The sequence below is a fragment of the Salinicola peritrichatus genome, assembly GCF_003206715.1.
Lineage (GTDB): Bacteria > Pseudomonadota > Gammaproteobacteria > Pseudomonadales > Halomonadaceae > Salinicola > Salinicola peritrichatus.
In genome coordinates, this window is record NZ_PZJU01000026.1 from 1 (window position 1) to 18947 (window position 18947).

Genomic DNA, 18947 nt, shown 5'->3' on the forward strand with positions numbered 1-18947 from the left:
CGCGGATAGAAACTATGACGATGCCGTGGGCGAGCCGTTCGACTATCCCGTCGCGGCCCGCACGGCCGCGCGGATAGAAACGACAACCGGGCATCGTCCATCGAGTCGAACGTCACGGTCGCGGCCCGCACGGCCGCGCGGATAGAAACCTTACCTAGGTGACGTCCATCGCCATTTGTTTAAGGTCGCGGCCCGCACGGCCGCGCGGATAGAAACGAGAACGGCATCAACGACAATGCCGAGGCTATCGAGTCGCGGCCCGCACGGCCGCGCGGATAGAAACCATCCTACCACCAAATAGACATGAATCAATTTGCCGGTCGCGGCCCGCACGGCCGCGCGGATAGAAACTCCGTCACCCTGCGTCCGCAGTCGATCTATGCCGGGTCGCGGCCCGCACGGCCGCGCGGATAGAAACGGGAGACGAAGGCCGCGTGGGAGCCAGAGCAAAACGTCGCGGCCCGCACGGCCGCGCGGATAGAAACCCCAAGGCTCGGATCAAAGACCTTGACTCTGAAAAGTCGCGGCCCGCACGGCCGCGCGGATAGAAACTTCAACAAGTGACACGTCACCCCCCGATCGATTCGAGTCGCGGCCCGCACGGCCGCGCGGATAGAAACCAACCCGATTGATTGGCAACGAAGCTGGGAGATGTCGCGGCCCGCACGGCCGCGCGGATAGAAACTGCAATCTGCATGTCGTAGTCTTCGCCCGACTCTTGTCGCGGCCCGCACGGCCGCGCGGATAGAAACTACCTTCCCAAGTCGAGCGAACAGGTGGTTGAGGGTCGCGGCCCGCACGGCCGCGCGGATAGAAACTCTGTGCTGACGCTGGGCAAGCCTAACAAGACGCCCGTCGCGGCCCGCACGGCCGCGCGGATAGAAACTTCCGTCCACCTACCCGCCTACGTAAATACGCTTGTCGCGGCCCGCACGGCCGCGCGGATAGAAACGCGGCATCATCTGCGCACCAACCGGCATGCCGAGTCGCGGCCCGCACGGCCGCGCGGATAGAAACACGCTGGCAGGAAAGGACAAAGACGGCAACGTCTAGTCGCGGCCCGCACGGCCGCGCGGATAGAAACTTCATACTACCCCTCTGAGCTAACTATTCCGGCCAAGGTCGCGGCCCGCACGGCCGCGCGGATAGAAACGTATTCGCGTGAGCGGATCCAGCCCAAGCAGCGAAGTCGCGGCCCGCACGGCCGCGCGGATAGAAACAGTTGCTGGCGTAGGCGCTGCCGTCGACCGGTGAGGTCGCGGCCCGCACGGCCGCGCGGATAGAAACGGAGGCCACTGTCTGGATTGATCCAGAGGGCCGGTCGCGGCCCGCACGGCCGCGCGGATAGAAACGTCTCCCGAAGCCTGACAAGCGTGGATGGTGGCCTGTCGCGGCCCGCACGGCCGCGCGGATAGAAACAACGACACCACGTCATCGATCAACTCGACGTTGACGTCGCGGCCCGCACGGCCGCGCGGATAGAAACGAGAGCCGGATTACGACCGTGGTCAGCGAAGCCGTCGCGGCCCGCACGGCCGCGCGGATAGAAACATACGTTTTTGCAGGATTGAGACACAACCTAGACAGGTCGCGGCCCGCACGGCCGCGCGGATAGAAACCGCCGCAACGGCATCGGCCGCGCCGGTGTCATGCGTCGCGGCCCGCACGGCCGCGCGGATAGAAACGCCGTCATGGATATCTCGGTGTGTCCGTTCCCAGGGTCGCGGCCCGCACGGCCGCGCGGATAGAAACTTGAACTCCTTCGGCCCGGTCTTGCATGTCACCGTGTCGCGGCCCGCACGGCCGCGCGGATAGAAACATGAGCGTCTGGCTCATGATGCTGGTGACGGTTTGTCGCGGCCCGCACGGCCGCGCGGATAGAAACATTGCTCCGCCTCCACTTGGCAGGACCAGCTGCGGTCGCGGCCCGCACGGCCGCGCGGATAGAAACTATGCGCTGAGCAAGGCGAAGATCGTCGAAGAGTTGTCGCGGCCCGCACGGCCGCGCGGATAGAAACAGACTCAGAGCGCCGTCGGCAGCGCCTCTATCAGCGTCGCGGCCCGCACGGCCGCGCGGATAGAAACCAGCCAGACTGGCTGATCCAGACATTGACCTATGGTCGCGGCCCGCACGGCCGCGCGGATAGAAACGGCTACTCCCTATCGCCTTCGGCTGCCTGGCCAACGTCGCGGCCCGCACGGCCGCGCGGATAGAAACGCGATATAGCTCATGCTGCCCCCCGGATCTGATGGTCGCGGCCCGCACGGCCGCGCGGATAGAAACGTCAACGCCCCGCAGGTTATTCCGACCAACTACTAGTAGTCGCGGCCCGCACGGCCGCGCGGATAGAAACGCCTCGAGTTCGCTCACGCCCGAGGTCGACTGTCATTTTCAGAAGACGACTGCACCAGGTGGCGGGGCGTAACGCCAGGTGTGAAGGCGGCTGTCATTTTCAGAAGACGACTGCACCAGGTGGCGGGGCGTAACGCCAGGTGTGAAGGCGGCTCCTGACAGCCCGGTATCAGCAGTCACCTTCACCAACCTCGACTATGCTCAGTACTCCTATGCACCACAGGCGAGTCGGGGGCATGGCGTCAGACTCAACACCGATTGCCGAGCAAGGCGTGGCCACCCTGCCCGATAAAGCCTGGGCCCAGGCCCGGCAGCGAACGGACATCATCGGACCACTGGCAGCGCTTGAGGTGGTGGGGCATGAGGCCGTCGACGCCGCCGCTCAAGCGCTGGGCCTGTCCCGGCGACAGGTATATGTCCTGATCCACCGTGCCCGGCAAGGCACTGGCCTTGTGACGGACCTGGCTCCCGGCCAATCCGGCGGCGGGAAAGGCAAGGGGCGTCTGCCGGAGTCGGTCGAACGCATCATCCGTGAGCTGCTGCAAAAGCGCTTTCTGACCAAGCAGAAGCGCAGTCTGGCGGCGTTTCACCGCGAGGTCGCTCAGGCGTGCAAAGCGCGCCCGTTGCGGGTGCTGGCGGCGTACCTCCCGCTGCTATTACGCCGCTGGAACAAGTGCAGATCGACCACACGGTCATCGTCATGGACGAGCGCGACCGGCTACCCACGAGACCTTCGACCGGGCCATCGCCGAGCATCTTGCCCGGGGCTGAACCTCTGGCCCTGACACACGAAAGGCCCCGCACGGGTGACCGGGCGGGGCCTAATCGGCAAGGGCGAGAGGAGCGCTATCATCCGGCCAGCCGTGCAGCGATGCCGGCGACGTGCTCGCCCTGAAAACGGGCGAGGTTCAGCTCGGTCTCGCTGGGTTGACGTGAGCCGTCACCACCGGCGATGGTCGCGGCGCCATACGGCGAGCCGCCCTTGACCTCGGAGATATCGAACTGGGCCTCGAGACCATAGCCGATGGGCACGATCACCATGCCGTGATGGGCCAGGGTCGTCCAAGCGGTGAGAATCGTGGTCTCGTTGCCGCCGCCGGTGCCGGTGGAGGTGAAGACACTGGCCACCTTGCCGCGCAGGCTGCCGCTCGCCCACAGACTGCCGGTCTGGTCGAGGAAGGTGCGCATCTGGCCGGCCATGTTGCCGAAACGGGTCGGCGTGCCAAAGATAACGGCGTCATAGTCGGCCAGTTCCTCGGGACGCGCCTCGGGGGTGTCGAGTGCCTTGCCGCCGGCCTTGGCGAAGGCCTCCGGGTCCATCGTCTCGGGGACCCGCTTGATCGTCACTTCGACACCGTTCACCTGGCGTGCGCCGTCCGCGATGCTGTTCGCCATGGTCTCGATATGGCCATACATGGAGTAGTAGAGCACCAGTACCTGGGTCATGGGTTGTACCTCCTTGGGAGTGCTGCGAGTTGTCGATCTTTCGAACAAACGGGAGTATCCGGAAGTAAGTGGTTGATACCTGTCCATCACAGGAATGAGCCTAGTCGCTTGCTCACCGGATTACCTGGTTGATGGAGGGTGGTCAGTTATCGCCTAGCAACATCTAGCCTGGCCAGCGCCTGTTCAGGCAGCGACAAGCTCACGGAATCCAGTACTTCATCCAGCTGACCTAGACTAGTGGCGCTGGCAATGGGCGCGGTGACCGCGGGGCGGCTCAGCAGCCAGGCCAGAGCTACTTGGGCGGGCTTGGCGCCAAGCTCATCGGATACGTTCAACAGCTCCTGCAGAAGTCGCTGACCGCGCTCATCGAAGTAGCCCTTCAGGAAATCGGCCCGGGCGTTACCTTCCAGATCCTCGAGCTTCGAATACTTACCGGTCAGAAAGCCGCTGGCCAGGGAGAAGTAGCTCACCACCCCGAGCGCATGCTCCTCGGCCACATTCGCAAGCCCGGCCTCAAAGTCGTCACGGTCATAGAGGTTATAGAGCGGCTGCGTCACTTCGTAGCGGGGCAGCCCCTGATTCCGGGAGACCGCCAGGGCCTCGCCCAGTCGCTCGGCGGAATAGTTGGAAGCGCCGATGGTTCGCACTTTGCCGGCCTCGATCAGCCGGGCGAAGGCCCCAAGGGTTTCCTCCAGTGGCACATCCTGGTCATCGATATGTGCGAAGTAGACGTCCAGGTAATCGGTACGCAGGCGCTTCAGGGAGTCCTCGACGGCGGCCTCGATGTTGGCCGCCGAGAGGCCCTTGCGCGGCTCCCACATGCCCACCTTGCTCATCAGTACGAGATCGTCGCGCCGCCCGCGCCGGGCCAGCCACTGACCCAGAACCGTTTCCGACTCACCGCCCTCGAGCCCCGGCGCCCAGGCCGAATAGACATCGGCGGTGTCGATGGCGTTGAAGCCACGCTCGACGAAGCGATCGAGCAGGGTGAAGGAGCGGTCTTCATCGGCGGTCCAGCCGAAAACGTTGCCACCGAAGACGAGCGGTGCGATCTCGACCCCGGAGCGGCCCAAGTTGCGTTTTTTCATGATCCTTTTCTCTCCCATGTCGAAAACCTGTTGAAGGCAATGCCTGGTACCTGTCACGGTCGCGCTACAGCATCCGCTTGAGCGTATCGTCACGCTGGACAAAGTGGTGAAACAGGGCGATGCCGATATGCCCGAGGACCAGCGCGGTTAACGCCCAAGCCAGCGGTGAGTGCAGGCTGCCGAGACTTGCGGCCCAAGCGATCTCTTCACCCTCCGCAAGGATCTCCAACCCGAAGGCGGTCAGTTCATAGCCGCCTCCCAGCATCACCATCACCCCGGTGATCGGCATCAGCAGCATGCCGGCGAAGAGCAGGCCATGCCCGGCCTTGACCAGCTTGGCAGTGGCCGGGTCCTGGGCCGGACGCTGATGACGCTGACGCGCCACCCACGCCAGGCGCAGCACGATCAACACCAGTAGCAGGGTGCCGATGGAGACGTGCCAGGGAACCAGGGTCTGGCCTACCCAGTGCTCCCCCTCGGCGATCCGGTCACCAAACTTGAGCAGCTGCCAGATGATCAATACCGCCATCAGCCAATGGAAGGCCTTGCTGACGCTGCCATAGCGTTCTTTGGAATCGTTGATCATCGACATCTCCGCCAGGTAGTTTCAAAAATTCAAGCAGCTCCAAGCTAGCAGGCTAGCAAACCGCCTGCTATCGCCGCGGTCCCGACGTCTCGATCAGGCAATGCTCTCGACGATGCCGCCTTCCACTCGCAGGGCGGAGCCGGTGGTGGCACTGGCCTGGGGCGAGGCCGCATAGACGCACAGGCTGGCGACCTCCTCAGGGGTGGCGAAGCGCTTGAGCAGGGTCGAGGGGCGGTTCTCCGCGAGGAACAGGGTCTCCATCTCCTCGGCCGAGACGCCGCGCTCGGCGGCCATCTTGGCCATCATCGCCTGGGCGCCTTCGGTACGGGTCGGGCCGGGCAGGATGGTGTTCACCGTGACGCCGCTGCCGGCCAGCACCTTGGCCAGGCCACGGGAGACGCCCTGCAGGGCCGCCTTGCTGACACCGTAGTGCACCATCTCGGAGGGAATGTTCAGCGCCGACTCGCTGGAGATGAACTGGATGCGACCCCAGCCGCGGGCCTGCATGCCCTGGGCATAGTGGCGCGCCAGGCGCACCCCGCTCATGACGTTGATCTGGAAGATCTCTTCCCAGGCGGCGTCGTCAATCTCGAAGAAGGGGCGGCCGCCGTAGATGCCTAGGTTGTTGACCAGGATATCGACCTCGGGGCGGGCCGCGATCAGCGCCTGACAGCCTTCGGCGGTGCCGGGGTCGGCCACCACGCCGCTGGCATCGTCACGGTCACTGGCCTGCTGGATATGGGCCACGGCCTTGTCCACCTTGGCCTGATCGCGACCGACCACGGTCACGCTGGCACCCGCCTGGGCCAGGCCAGTGGCGATCGCCAGCCCAATGCCCGCGGTGGAGCCGGTGACTAGGGCCTGTTTGCCGGAAAGTTCAATTCGCATCATCTATCTCCTGCTGTATTGCGTGAGTTGCCATGTGAGGTGGCTGTGAAAGTGGCGTGGCCGCCTCAGCCGAAGCGGTAGGCGGACAGCTGCGTCTTGAGCACTTGTTCCGAATAGATCTTGCGGCCCTTGTCCTTCCCCGCGGCGCCGGCGGCGACCATCAGCGGGATCAGGTGCTCTTCGTCGCCCGGCGGGTGGCACTGAGGCGCATGGGGTGCCCGAGCCCAGTCGCCAAGCGCGGCGTGGCGCCGATCCGGCTCAGCCTCCACGGTCTGAGTCAGCCAGTCATCAAAGGCCTCGGAGGGTGCGGTAAAACGCGCATCCCCGTAGCCGCGCATGTTGTGGAAGCTCATGCCGCTGCCGACGATCAGTACACCTTCATCACGCAGCGACGCCAAGGCCTCGCCAGCAGCGAGATGGGCCGCGGGATCGAGATCATCGCGCAGCGACAACTGCACTACGGGGATATCCGCCTCGGGGAACATCAGCTTCAGCGGCACGAACATACCGTGATCGAACCCCCGCTCGGTGTCCCGTTGGCTGGCCAGACCGGCTTGAGAGAGCAGCCTGTCGACCTGCTCTGCCAGGGCCGGCGCGCCGGGGGCCGGGTAGGTGAGCTCATAGGTGTGGTCAGGAAACCCGTGGTAATCGTAGATCAGCTCGGGGTATTCACCCGCGCTCACGCGAAAGCCGGGGGTTCGCCAGTGGGCGGAGACCATCAGGATCGCGCGGGGGCGGGCCGGCAGCGAGGCGGCCACGCCCTTGAGGAAGCCTGCCATGCCTTCCCAGGTGCCGGGCGGGTTCCAGTCCATGAAGAAGCACGGGCCGGCGCCGTGGGGAATGAACAGCACCGGCTGGGTGGTTGAATCAGGGGGCGATACGCTCGCGTTGGTCATCGTGTAATTCCTTGGGCCATGCGGCCCGGTGAATACTTAGGTAGGTAATACTGTATCCTCACTCCCTTAGTAAGAGAATATGGTATTTTATGCAAACACCTTTAACTATGAGTGCGAAATAGATGCTGGACCGTTTTACGGGGATGCGGGTCTTTACCCAAGCGGCAACCCACGGCAGCCTATCGGCGGCGGGACGCGCGCTGGGCATGTCGCCGGCTATGGCCACCAAGCACATGGATGCCCTGGAGGCCCGGCTGGGCGTCAAGCTACTGCATCGCACCACCCGACGGCTGACGTTGACGGACGCCGGCACCGACTATCTCGAGGCCTGCCGGCGCATCCTGCAGGAACTCGACGAGGCGGAGTCGGAAGTGGCCGCCCAGAGAGTCGAAGCGGTCGGGCGGCTGCGCATGAATGTACCGCTCTCCTTCGGCGTGCGCTTCATCGCGCCACTGCTACCCGCGTTCCACCGTCGCTATCCAAAGGTGGAGGTCGAACTGGGCCTGAGCGATGCCCAGCACGGCCTGATCCAGGAAGGCTGGGACCTGGCGATCCGCATCGGTCATCTTGCCGACAGCTCGCTCAAGGCGCGACGGCTGGGCGACTGCCCGATGCGGGTCTGTGCCGCGCCGGACTATCTGGAACGATACGGCACGCCGGGGGGCGTCGCCGAACTATCCGGCCATAACTGTCTGAGCTATACCCTGTCGCCCTCTCAGAGAGAGGGGACCTGGAGCTTCGGTCGCGAGGGCGACATTCAGGTGCCTGTGCAAGGCGATCTCAAAGCCAACAATGGTGATGCATTATTGGTGGCGGCGCTTGGCGGGCAGGGCGTGATCTATCAGCCGAACTTCATCGTGGGGGAGGCCCTGGCGCGCGGTACCCTGGTGGCCCTGGAACTCGACCAGCCCACGCTCGACCTGGGCGGCTTGCATGTGCTGTTTCCCCCCGACCGGCGCCCACCAGCCAAGGTCAGGGCGATGATCGATTACCTGGTTGAGGCATTTGCGCAGTCCTCCTGCCAGACCCCGTCTCTGACAACTAGGGAAAGCTCGGCCAGTGTAAGGAGACTCCGTGACCAGCCCGACTGATAACATTCTCCATCTGCCGGACTTCCAAGGACGATAGCATTCTGGAGAATCGCGCCATTTGGTTCTTGAACACAGGGCCACAGGGCCCAGAGGAGGCCGTTCAATACCTGGCGGTGATCCCGCCCTGGCAAGCTCATCGTCTGGAGCGGCGAGACGATGTCCTCGATCAGCGACCAGCTGGTCAATAGGAAAGCGCACTCGTTCAAAGCGATTGCCCGCTTGCTCAGAACTCCCGTGCATGATGCATCTTTGTCCGGGAAACGATCATTAGGCGGCCAAGCCGGACAGTGTCCGAGAATAGGCTTGTTTGATGGGTTTTCGGACAATAAGATAGGCGGACGGATAAACGGACAAAAAGGCGGTCCATGGCACTGATCGGCTATGCGCGGGTCTCGACGGCGGAGCAGGACTCCGCCTTGCAGACTGATGCGCTTCACAAGGCGGGGTGTGAGCGAATCTTCGATGACACCGTCTCTGGGGCCAAGGCGGAACGCCCTGGCCTGACGGCGGCCCTGGAGTTCCTACGCGACGGGGATGTGCTGGTCGTGTGGCGACTGGATCGACTGGGGCGCTCGCTGCCGCATCTGATCGAGGTCGTCAGCACCTTGGAGGCGCGTGGTGTCGGCTTCCGGTCACTGACCGAAGCCATCGACACCACCACCCCCGGTGGGCGGCTGATCTTCCATGTATTCGGCGCCCTGGGGCAGTTCGAGCGCGACCTGATCCGAGATCGCACCAAGGCAGGGCTCGCCGCTGCCGCCGCCCGTGGGCGTAAAGGAGGTCGCAAGCCCGTCGTCACCGACGACAAGCTGAAGCGGGCCAGGGAGCACCTGGCCAATGGGCTGAACGTCCGCGAGGCCGCCGCACGCCTCAAGGTCAGCAAGACGGCCCTCTACGCCGCCTTGAAGGCCGGCCAGTCCGATGCCCCAGACCACAGTGCAACCGACTCCTGACACTCCGTGCGGTCGCCTTCTGAAAATGACATCGACACCGGGTCGCGGCCCGCACGGCCGCGCGGATAGAAACCAACGCTGCCCGGCGACTGGTCGAAAACCGGACGTCGCGGCCCGCACGGCCGCGCGGATAGAAACAGCACCGACCCGCGCGTCTATCCCTTCGGGCGGGCGTCGCGGCCCGCACGGCCGCGCGGATAGAAACAAGCGGCGGAGACGGTGGAGGAGGCGCGAACCGTGTCGCGGCCCGCACGGCCGCGCGGATAGAAACCCTGATTCTGGCCTTGAAGGCCTCGACGTCCTGCACGTCGCGGCCCGCACGGCCGCGCGGATAGAAACCTTGGCTGAGGTGTCGCGCCCGCGCAGCTCCCACACGTCGCGGCCCGCACGGCCGCGCGGATAGAAACTCATGCCTGGTGCGACCTCCTTGGGGATCTGCGTCGTCGCGGCCCGCACGGCCGCGCGGATAGAAACTTTGATCTCGTTGCTCCGCGCGATGACGCAGCCATGTCGCGGCCCGCACGGCCGCGCGGATAGAAACCGATGAACGAGGACTGGGAGCCTGAGTGGCGAGCGGGTCGCGGCCCGCACGGCCGCGCGGATAGAAACATCGGCCAGCTGCAGGGCATGGCCGGCACCTTCAAGTCGCGGCCCGCACGGCCGCGCGGATAGAAACTCCGGCCAGGTATCGTCCAAGTCCTCGTCCGGATAGTCGCGGCCCGCACGGCCGCGCGGATAGAAACGCTCCATCGTGCGCGTGGACCGGTCGACCTGGCGCGTCGCGGCCCGCACGGCCGCGCGGATAGAAACGACGAGGAAGACCTCAAGGGCATGACGGCCAACGCCAGTCGCGGCCCGCACGGCCGCGCGGATAGAAACTCAAGAGCTACGAGGGTGTCGTGAATCGCGCCATCGGTCGCGGCCCGCACGGCCGCGCGGATAGAAACTGATACGCATCGACGACTACGACGCATCAACCGAAGTCGCGGCCCGCACGGCCGCGCGGATAGAAACTTTGGGACCTTGGCACAGGGGTGGATACAGGGGTGGTCGCGGCCCGCACGGCCGCGCGGATAGAAACCAGCCCCGGCGCTACTGTCCTGCCGTCGTCGCAAGTCGCGGCCCGCACGGCCGCGCGGATAGAAACGCGTTCGAGAACTACACCCGCACCGCCCAGGTACTCGTCGCGGCCCGCACGGCCGCGCGGATAGAAACTGGGCCGTCGACAAGCCGATGCACCCCAGCCTGGCGTCGCGGCCCGCACGGCCGCGCGGATAGAAACCACTGGACCCCGGCGGACATGGACGGCATGACCCTGTCGCGGCCCGCACGGCCGCGCGGATAGAAACTTCTACCGGCTTCGTCGTCGAGCTGCTGCTGGGGTCGCGGCCCGCACGGCCGCGCGGATAGAAACGCTGATAGAGCGCTGCGAGAAAAGAACGACGCCCGTCGCGGCCCGCACGGCCGCGCGGATAGAAACACCAACAGGCGGTGCGTGAAAGCAACTTGATGGTGGTCGCGGCCCGCACGGCCGCGCGGATAGAAACATTAGCCCAGACATTGAGTCAACTGGAGAGGCTAGTCGCGGCCCGCACGGCCGCGCGGATAGAAACAATGACGATCAGTACAAGATATACAGTTTCATTGACGTCGCGGCCCGCACGGCCGCGCGGATAGAAACATCTGGTGGCGCGAATTCTGGACCACCGACACCCAGTCGCGGCCCGCACGGCCGCGCGGATAGAAACAAGCCACTGCAGACAAATTGGATTGGCCGATTCCTGTCGCGGCCCGCACGGCCGCGCGGATAGAAACCCCCGCAGCAAGAACGCCCGCAAATTCATCCGCGGTCGCGGCCCGCACGGCCGCGCGGATAGAAACGTTGCGTCCGATATAGCGAAAGCGCTCGAGTACCAGAGTCGCGGCCCGCACGGCCGCGCGGATAGAAACCCTGCTAATGTATAGCGGGCAATGCCAGTAACGGGTCGCGGCCCGCACGGCCGCGCGGATAGAAACATATGTGCCTTGGATAACAAGCGCCAGCTAGGCGTCGCGGCCCGCACGGCCGCGCGGATAGAAACCAATAGAATGTTGGGAAATGCGCCTTGATATAGGGTCGCGGCCCGCACGGCCGCGCGGATAGAAACTACGCTCAGACACCGGTCTGAATGAACGAGATCCATGTCGCGGCCCGCACGGCCGCGCGAATAGAAACTGTTTGCGGATGCGCCGTTGCTGGCTCTTGCGCAGGTCGCGGCCCGCACGGCCGCGCGGATAGAAACAGTGTCTTACCCCCTGTGCCAAGGTCCGTGCCACGTCGCGGCCCGCACGGCCGCGCGGATAGAAACCGCTACGCGTTTAAGTGGGCACCGCCGGTAAACGGTCGCGGCCCGCACGGCCGCGCGGATAGAAACGCCGGCCGGGCGCTTTGCCCAGGTCTTTCTCGGGGTCGCGGCCCGCACGGCCGCGCGGATAGAAACAAAAACCGCATATCGCGAAGCTGGCGCGCCAGGCCGTCGCGGCCCGCACGGCCGCGCGGATAGAAACAACCAGGGCTACCACTACGTGCCCGGGCCGGGGATGTCGCGGCCCGCACGGCCGCGCGGATAGAAACCGGCTCCCGGCGAATCACCGCCAGCAGTTGCCGGGTCGCGGCCCGCACGGCCGCGCGGATAGAAACGCTGTCCGGCGTCATCGGTAGTTTCTCTCGTCGTTGTCGCGGCCCGCACGGCCGCGCGGATAGAAACCGGCTCAACGTCGAGATCCATATCCCAAATGCTCGTCGCGGCCCGCACGGCCGCGCGGATAGAAACCGTTGCAAGGACGGCGTGAACGAGGGATGAGTCATGTCGCGGCCCGCACGGCCGCGCGGATAGAAACGGCTTGCTAACGTGGCCGATGACGCAGCCGGTAACGGTCGCGGCCCGCACGGCCGCGCGGATAGAAACACTGCCGCGATTGCGAAGTCGAAGGAGCGGCCCGTCGCGGCCCGCACGGCCGCGCGGATAGAAACTCGAACGCGAACAGCGGATCCTCGCTGCAGGTGCGGTCGCGGCCCGCACGGCCGCGCGGATAGAAACATCGATGTCGACTCGATCACCGCCAAGGATCTGAGTCGCGGCCCGCACGGCCGCGCGGATAGAAACTGTAGCGACGTGAGTATCTGTGCATCCAGGACCTGTCGCGGCCCGCACGGCCGCGCGGATAGAAACACCGGGTTCGACACCGCCACGGCCAGCACCCGCAAGTCGCGGCCCGCACGGCCGCGCGGATGAATGAAGCTTGAACCTTCTAGTTACGACGACAGCGAGTCGCCATCCCATTGCGGTTTGCCATCGTGCATCAGCACGCGATCGCCTTCGGGTTTCTCGTCGAGTTTGGCTTCGTGAACTTCGCCGTCGAAGCGGTAGCGAACGTCGTAACCGACGGTCTCTTCCTTGCTGTCGTTGACCGTGTTGCAGCGCTGCTCGGTGGTGGTGTAGGTATCGCCTTGCTGCATGCGGCCCTGAACCTGATTGCCGGCGATACCGCCACCAACCGCGCCTGCGGCCGTCATGATCTTCTTGCCGCTGCCGCCGCCGAATTGGTTGCCGACCACGCCGCCGACGATCGCGCCGATGGCCGTACCGGCAATGCGATGTTCGTCCTGAACCGGGCGCTGGTGGGTCACGGTGACGTTTTCACAGACCTGTCGAGGTGTCTGGGTCGTCTCGACGATCGGGTCGACGCTGACGATGTCGGCATACTGTGGGGCGTCGTCGCCCGATTGGTAGGCGCCGACCGCAACGCCGACGGCGATACCCAGTACGGCGATGACGCTTCCGATGATGATCGATTTATTCATGGCCTTGCTCCTTCTGCTGACCCGCTCGCTCTGGGGCGAATCGGGTGCGAAACCTCTCGGCTTGCTGCAATCCGGCGACATCCGTGTCGGTGTGGCGGCGAACCGCCGTCCTCCATCCTCCCGTTCCGGGCGGCGAGTTTCCGGCGCCGCCAGTTCGGGGAAGACAGGGACAGTTTAATCCAGCGCAAAGCAATGAGCGCCTGGGAAACAGGTTATTGAACACTGTTTCCACAAACGGGAAGGGCTGTCTCCAAATGGCAACGGGCCGCACTTGGCGCGACTCATGGCGGGCACCCAATCAGCGGCTACGTGCTTCGTTGGCCAACTGTTGCAGAAGCTGAAGCTGATCGCCTTCCAGTTCAGGCGTTGGGGAGAGATGTTCGCGCTGGGCATCGCTCAGTTGGGAGGCCTCGCGCAGACCGGGATCGAGCCGCGGCAATGCCGCCTCGTTGGGGGTGCGGTAATAGGCGTAAGTAGCGGAACGCGCGGCGATCTCCGGCCGCAGCATGAAGCTGATGAACTGCCTGGCCAGTTCGGGATGTGGCGCGCGCCGGGGAATGACCAACGTATCGACGCCCAATTGGGAACCCTCTTCGGGAATATAGAATTTCAGCTTGGCGTAGGTCTGCGGCGAATCCGCCTTGCGATAATCCAGATCACCGCTGTAGGTGACGGCGGCGCGGGTCACGCCTCGGGCGATCTGGTCGATGGCGGCGGTGCTGTCGGCGAAGCCGGTGAAATTCGAACGATCAAGGGTTTGACTGACCAGCTTGGCGGCTTCGATCCATTGCTCGCGGTCGGTGCAGTCGAAGCCATGTCCCTGGTAGGCACAGGCCATGCCGAACAGTACCTGCGGATCGCCACCAAGCAGCGCGAACGGTTGATCCGGATTGACCTCGGGATCGAACAGCAGCGACCACGATGGCGTTGGATCGGGGAAGGTTTCGCTGTCATAGACGATGCCCGTAACGCCCCACAGATAAGGCACGCTGTAGCGGTCTTCGGGATCGTAGCTGGGATGGCGGAAGGCCGGCATCAGATTGTCGCGTCCCTCGATCCCGTCGCCCAGGGGTTGGATCAGTTCGGAGGCGACCAGCCTCGGGACGTAATAATCGGTGGGCACCACCACATCGAACTGGGCGTCGCCGCCGGCCACCAGCTTTGAGTACATCTCGGCATTCGAAGTGAAATAGCTCTGTACGACCTCGACGCTGAACTCCTGCTCGAATTCGTCGATGACAGCGGGATCGGCATACTCCGTCCAGTTGAACAGATAGAGCTTGTCGTCATCCTGTGCCTGAGCCAGGCCGGCGACCAGCGCCAGTGGCAGCAGCGCGATCGGTGTCGGTCGCATCGTCTTCCCCTCGAGTTTTGTCGTTGTTGGCAACGGGACGCCGCGATGACGGCCCCGCCGGCGATCCTGCGCTATCCCGTTTCACACCCGCAATAGCAGATGCTCGCGCTCCCAGGAGCTGATGACCCGGAAATAGGCCGAATGCTCGGCGCGCTTGACCGCCAGGTAGCTGCGGGTGAAGCGCTCTCCGAGCAGGTCCGCCAGTGGTGCGCACTCGCTCAGCGCATTGAGCGCGGGGCCGATATCGTCCGGCAGCGTATGTCCCGCGGACCAGGCGGAGCCGGTCAGCGGCGGGCGCGGTTCGATCTGTGCCAGCATGCCCAGATAGCCGCAGGCAAGCGATGCCGCCATCACCAGATACGGGTTGGCATCGGCGCCGGCCAGGCGATTCTCGACCCGTGTTCCTGCGGCCGGGCCGACGGGCACACGAAGCCCGACGGTGCGGTTGTCGTAGCCCCATTCGGTGTTGATCGGCACCGAGCTGTTGCTCTCGCCCGGCATCAGGCGGCGGTAGGAGTTGACGTTGGGGGCGAAGAACGGCATCGCCGACGGCAGATACTGCTGCAGGCCGCCGATGTAATGGTGGAACAGCTTGCTTGGCTGCCCGTCCTCGCCGGCGAACAGGTTGTCGCCGCTGCCACGGTCGATCAGGCTCTGGTGCAGATGCATCGAACTGCCGGGCTCGTTGGCCATGGGCTTGGCCATGAAGGTGGCGTACATGCTGTGACGCAGCGCCGTCTCGCGCAGCGTGCGCTTGAAGATCACCACCTGGTCGGCCAGGCGCAGCGGATCGCCATGACGGAAGTTGACCTCCATCTGGCCGGCGCCTTCCTCGTGGGTCAGGGTATCGATGTCGAGTTGCTGAGCCTCGCAGTAGTCGTACATCTGCTCGAACAGCGGATCGAATTCGTTGACCGCATCGATCGAGAACGACTGACGGCTGCTCTCCTGACGGCCCGTGCGGCCGATCGGCGGCTCCAATGGGTAATCGGGGTCGGTATTGGTCTTGACCAGATAGAACTCGAGCTCCGGCGCCATGATCGGTTGCCAGCCACGGGCTTCGTAGAGCGAGAGCACGTGCTTCAATACGTGGCGTGGAGAGAGCTCCACCGGGTCGCCGTTCATGTAGAGACAGTCGTGGATGATCTGCGCCGTGGGATCGTCGGCCCACGGTACCAGATAGGCGGAGCTGGGATCGGGCACCAGTTGCATGTCCAGTTCCGCCGGATTCCAGAAGCGGATGTCTTCGTCATCCGGATAACCGCCGGTGACGGTCTGGATGAAGATCGAATCCGGCAGCCGGGTGCGTCCTCCGCGGAGATACTTGCTGGCGGGCATGATCTTGCCCTTGAGAATGCCGGTCAGGTCGGAGACCAGGCACTCCACCTCGGTAATGCCATGCCGGGTGAACCAGTCTTCGAGTACGTGACGTACTGTGTCACTCATAGCGATTTCCTTTGCCGCGTGAGCGTCGGATGGGCCGCCGGTATCCTCGGGAACCGGCAGCCATTCCCTCAACGCGATTGCACTTCCGTCCACAGCTGCTGGAACATCTGAAGCTCGTCGCCCTGCAGGCTGGGGGTGAATTCGAGATGCCCGCGATCGGCCTCGCTCGGTAGAACCGGCGGCTGTGTCAGCACCTCGTCAAGATCCGGCTGCGCCGCCTTGTTGGGGCTGGCGTAGTAGATGTAGTTGGAAAGCTGGGCTCCGATCTTGGCATCGAGAATGAAATTGATGAACTCGTGCGCCAGGTTCGGGTGGGGCGCCTCGGCCGGAATCATCATGGTGTCCACCCACATCTCGGTGCCTTCGTCCGGAATCATGAAGGCGATATGTTCGTAGGCGTCCGGATTTTCCTGCTTCTGTTGCAGGTAATCGCCATTATACGAGACGGCGGCCCGCACCACGCCACGCTGGATCTGCTGTAGCGCTGGGGTGCCGTCGGTGAAGCCGCTGAAGGTGTCGCGGTGTTTGGTGTCGAGCAGCAGCTTGGCCGCTGCCTTCCAGTCGTCCGGATTGGTGCAGTCGTAGCCCTTGCCGAGATAGGCGCAGGCCGCGCCCATCGAGACCTGGCCGTCGCCCATCAAGGCGAACGGCTGGTCGGGGTTGACCTCGGGATCGAACAGCAGCGACCAGCTCTTGGGCGCGTCGGGGAAGGTGTTGGTGTCGTAGACGATGCCGCTGGTGCCCCACTGGTAAGGGACGGAATATTCGGCGCCGGGATCGTAGGACGGGTCGGCGAATTCGTCCATCACGTTGTCGAGATTGGGCAGCTTGGACTTGTCGAGTTTCTGCACCAGCCCGCTCTGGATCAGTCTCGGCACGTAGTAGTTGGACGGGAAGATGACGTCGTACTGGGAAACTCCGCCGGCGTTCAGCTTGGCGGCCATTTCCGGTAGCGAGTTGTAGTAGCTCTGTACGACTTCGACATCGTACTGGTCCTCGAAGGCCTGGATGATGTCCGGGTCCATGTACTCGGTCCAGTTGAACAGATAGAGCTTGTTCTCGTCCTGGGCGGCGGCGGCGCCGGCCAGCATCAGTCCGCCGAGTGCCAAAGCGACTTGGGTGGTGATTATTCTGCGTTTCATCGATGAAGTCTCCTGGGGCTGTGGTTATCAGGGCTTATGGTTATCGGGGCTATGGCTATCGAGAGTTGTCGTTATCGCTCGAGGATTGTCGTTATCGAAAGTGGCTCCGCCTACTGGCGGCGACCTTGGCGGTTGAACAGCAGGCTCAGCACGGCCGCGATCATGACCGCGCCGATCATCAGCGTGGCAATGGCATTGATCTCCGGTGAAACGCCACGGCGGATGGCGCCCCAGATATAGATCGGCAGCGTGGCGTTTTCCGGCCCGGCGGTGAAGAAGCTGATCACGAAGTCGTCCACCGAAAGCGTGAACGACAGAAAGAACGCCGCGATCAGCGAGGGTTTCAACGTCGGTAGCAAAAAATGCCGCGCGCGCTTGTACGGCGAGGCGTAGAGATCCTTGGCAGCCTCGAACAGCGTCGGGTCGAGGCCGACGAAGCGCGAGTAGACGATCAGCGCCACGAATGGAATCTGGAAGGTGACGTGAGCAATGATCATGGTCGCCAGGCTCGGCCCGAGAACACCGAACTGGCGATCGATACTGACGAAGAACGCCATCTCGGAGATCCCGAAGACGATGTCCGGCATCACGATCGGCAGATAGATCAGCACGATCAGCCAACCCAGCTTGCGGCTCCGATGGCGATACATGCCATAGCCGATCAAGGTGCCGATGATCAGGGCGACGATCGACGAGGCCAGCCCCAGAACCAGCGAGTTGGAAAGCGCGCCGAGCAGCTGGTCGTTGTGAAACAGGCGGTCGTACCAGCGCAGCGAGAAGCCGGCGAAATGGGCGGCACTGTTGGCCGAGTTGAACGAGTAGAACACGATCACCGCCAGCGGCAGGTAGAGAAAGGCGATCGTCAGCCACCAGAACAGCGTCAGGCCGCGCTTGAAGGCGCCACGTCTCATATCACCACCTCCTCGCCGCCGCCGAGCCGCTTGCCGACCTTGCGCATGGCATAGAGCCCGCCGAAGGTCGCGATCAGCATGATCAGCGCGCCGGCGGCTCCCAGCGGCCAGTTGGAGCCACCCGAGAACTGGTTGGCGACGAGGTTGCCGAGCATCATCGCGCGGCCGCCGCCGAGCAGTTCCGGAACCACGTACATGCCGAAGGCCGGGATCGACACCAGCACCGTGCCGGCAAGCAGGCCGGCCAGCGTCTGCGGAAACACCGCGTGCCAGAACGCCCGCACCGGCGAGGCGTAGAGGTCGCGGGCGGCCTCGACCAGCGCCATGTCGAGCTTCTCGAACGCGGCGTAGAGCGGCAGCACCATGAACGGCAGGAAGTTGTAGACCAATCCCAGCGTGACCGCGAAATTCGAGGGATAGAGCCCCATGTTCGGGCCGATCAGACCCAGGAACTGGGCGGCGTCGGCCATCGGCGTACCCGGCGAGAGCAGGTTCATCCAGCCGAAGGCGCGGATGACCTGATTGGTCCAGGACGGCACCACTACCGCCAGCAGCATGATCGGGCGCCATTTCTCGCGGCAGATCGAGATGTGATAGGCCAGCGGATAAGCGACCAGAATCACCAGTCCGGTGGCGACGAAGGTCTGCCACAGCGAGCGCAGCAAGGTATAGAGATTGCCCGGGCTCCAGCCGAGAAAGCCGAAGCCGGCGAGCTGGCGGAAGGCGTCGAGACTGAGCGGCATCTGCGGCTGGCCGTAGGGGCCGTTGGTCATGAACGCCACGCCGATCAGGTAGAAACTCGGCAGCACCAGGAAGATCGCGATCCAGATCGCGCCGGGCGCCACGCTCCACAGCAGGTGGCGCGTATCCGGCGACATAGAGCGGCTGTACGCGGCCAGCGGGTAAGGCGAAGGGGAGTTCGGTTCGGTCTCGTCGGTCTTGACCATGG

The 18947-nt window shown here is 64.3% G+C and carries 14 protein-coding genes and 2 CRISPR repeat arrays; of the genes, 3 read left to right on the top strand and 11 right to left on the bottom strand.

Features of this window, described 5'->3' with window-relative positions; translation table 11 throughout:
- The first annotated feature begins 49 nt into the window (after positions 1 to 49).
- Positions 50 to 2354: direct repeats of the CRISPR family, unit length 32 nt; unit sequence GTCGCGGCCCGCACGGCCGCGCGGATAGAAAC.
- 235 nt (positions 2355 to 2589) lie between these two features.
- Positions 2590 to 3138 carry a hypothetical protein gene (locus DOM57_RS10570; RefSeq protein WP_476707494.1) on the top strand — a complete coding sequence of 183 codons (549 nt, stop codon included), beginning with the start codon at positions 2590 to 2592 and terminating at the stop codon, positions 3136 to 3138.
- Between the two features lie 64 nt (positions 3139 to 3202).
- On the opposite strand, the gene wrbA is transcribed toward DOM57_RS10570, so the two are convergent.
- The 5 genes from wrbA to DOM57_RS10595 form a co-directional block, all read right to left on the bottom strand.
- On the bottom strand, positions 3203 to 3799 hold the full coding sequence (gene wrbA, locus DOM57_RS10575; protein WP_087718289.1) for an NAD(P)H:quinone oxidoreductase: 597 nt from the start codon (positions 3797 to 3799) through the stop codon (positions 3203 to 3205).
- 146 nt (positions 3800 to 3945) lie between these two features.
- The gene (locus tag DOM57_RS10580; protein WP_087718288.1) at positions 3946 to 4887 is read right to left on the bottom strand and encodes an aldo/keto reductase; all 942 of its coding nucleotides are present in this window, start codon (positions 4885 to 4887) and stop codon (positions 3946 to 3948) included.
- 64 nt (positions 4888 to 4951) lie between these two features.
- The gene (locus DOM57_RS10585) at positions 4952 to 5473 is read right to left on the bottom strand and encodes a cytochrome b (protein WP_204352928.1); all 522 of its coding nucleotides are present in this window, start codon (positions 5471 to 5473) and stop codon (positions 4952 to 4954) included.
- 93 nt (positions 5474 to 5566) lie between these two features.
- Positions 5567 to 6361 (bottom strand): SDR family NAD(P)-dependent oxidoreductase, encoded by a 795-nt coding sequence (locus DOM57_RS10590; protein ID WP_110649164.1) that lies wholly within the window; start codon positions 6359 to 6361, stop codon positions 5567 to 5569.
- A gap of 65 nt (positions 6362 to 6426) precedes the next feature.
- Positions 6427 to 7257, bottom strand: coding sequence for a DODA-type extradiol aromatic ring-opening family dioxygenase (locus tag DOM57_RS10595; protein ID WP_087718286.1), 831 nt, complete (start codon positions 7255 to 7257; stop codon positions 6427 to 6429).
- A 122-nt stretch (positions 7258 to 7379) separates the two neighbouring features.
- On the opposite strand from DOM57_RS10595, the gene DOM57_RS10600 reads away from it, so the two are divergent.
- A complete protein-coding gene (locus DOM57_RS10600; protein ID WP_110649165.1) occupies positions 7380 to 8348 on the top strand; it encodes a LysR family transcriptional regulator in 969 nt (322 codons plus the stop codon).
- Positions 8349 to 8713: 365 nt separating this feature from the next.
- Positions 8714 to 9301, top strand: a complete 588-nt coding sequence (locus DOM57_RS10605; protein ID WP_110649166.1) for a recombinase family protein — start codon at positions 8714 to 8716, stop codon at positions 9299 to 9301.
- Positions 9302 to 9342: 41 nt separating this feature from the next.
- Positions 9343 to 12580: a CRISPR direct-repeat array (repeat unit 32 nt; unit sequence GTCGCGGCCCGCACGGCCGCGCGGATAGAAAC).
- 16 nt (positions 12581 to 12596) lie between these two features.
- On the opposite strand, the gene DOM57_RS10610 is transcribed toward DOM57_RS10605, so the two are convergent.
- From DOM57_RS10610 to DOM57_RS10635, 6 genes are all read right to left on the bottom strand, one after another.
- On the bottom strand, positions 12597 to 13145 hold the full coding sequence (locus DOM57_RS10610; protein WP_110649167.1) for a glycine zipper 2TM domain-containing protein: 549 nt from the start codon (positions 13143 to 13145) through the stop codon (positions 12597 to 12599).
- A gap of 298 nt (positions 13146 to 13443) precedes the next feature.
- Entirely contained in the window at positions 13444 to 14499 is a 1056-nt protein-coding gene (locus DOM57_RS10615; protein ID WP_110649168.1) for a polyamine ABC transporter substrate-binding protein, read from the bottom strand.
- Positions 14500 to 14580: 81 nt separating this feature from the next.
- The gene (locus DOM57_RS10620; protein WP_110649169.1) at positions 14581 to 15945 is read right to left on the bottom strand and encodes a glutamine synthetase family protein; all 1365 of its coding nucleotides are present in this window, start codon (positions 15943 to 15945) and stop codon (positions 14581 to 14583) included.
- Between the two features lie 68 nt (positions 15946 to 16013).
- Positions 16014 to 17087: an ABC transporter substrate-binding protein gene (locus DOM57_RS10625; protein ID WP_110649170.1), complete on the bottom strand. Its 1074-nt coding sequence runs from the start codon at positions 17085 to 17087 to the stop codon at positions 16014 to 16016.
- A 110-nt stretch (positions 17088 to 17197) separates the two neighbouring features.
- Positions 17198 to 17998, bottom strand: coding sequence for an ABC transporter permease (locus tag DOM57_RS10630; protein WP_110649171.1), 801 nt, complete (start codon positions 17996 to 17998; stop codon positions 17198 to 17200).
- Positions 17995 to 18945 carry an ABC transporter permease gene (locus DOM57_RS10635; protein ID WP_110649172.1) on the bottom strand — a complete coding sequence of 317 codons (951 nt, stop codon included), beginning with the start codon at positions 18943 to 18945 and terminating at the stop codon, positions 17995 to 17997. Before DOM57_RS10635 ends, DOM57_RS10630 begins: the two co-directional genes overlap by 4 nt.
- Between the last annotated feature and the right edge of the window lie 2 nt (positions 18946 to 18947).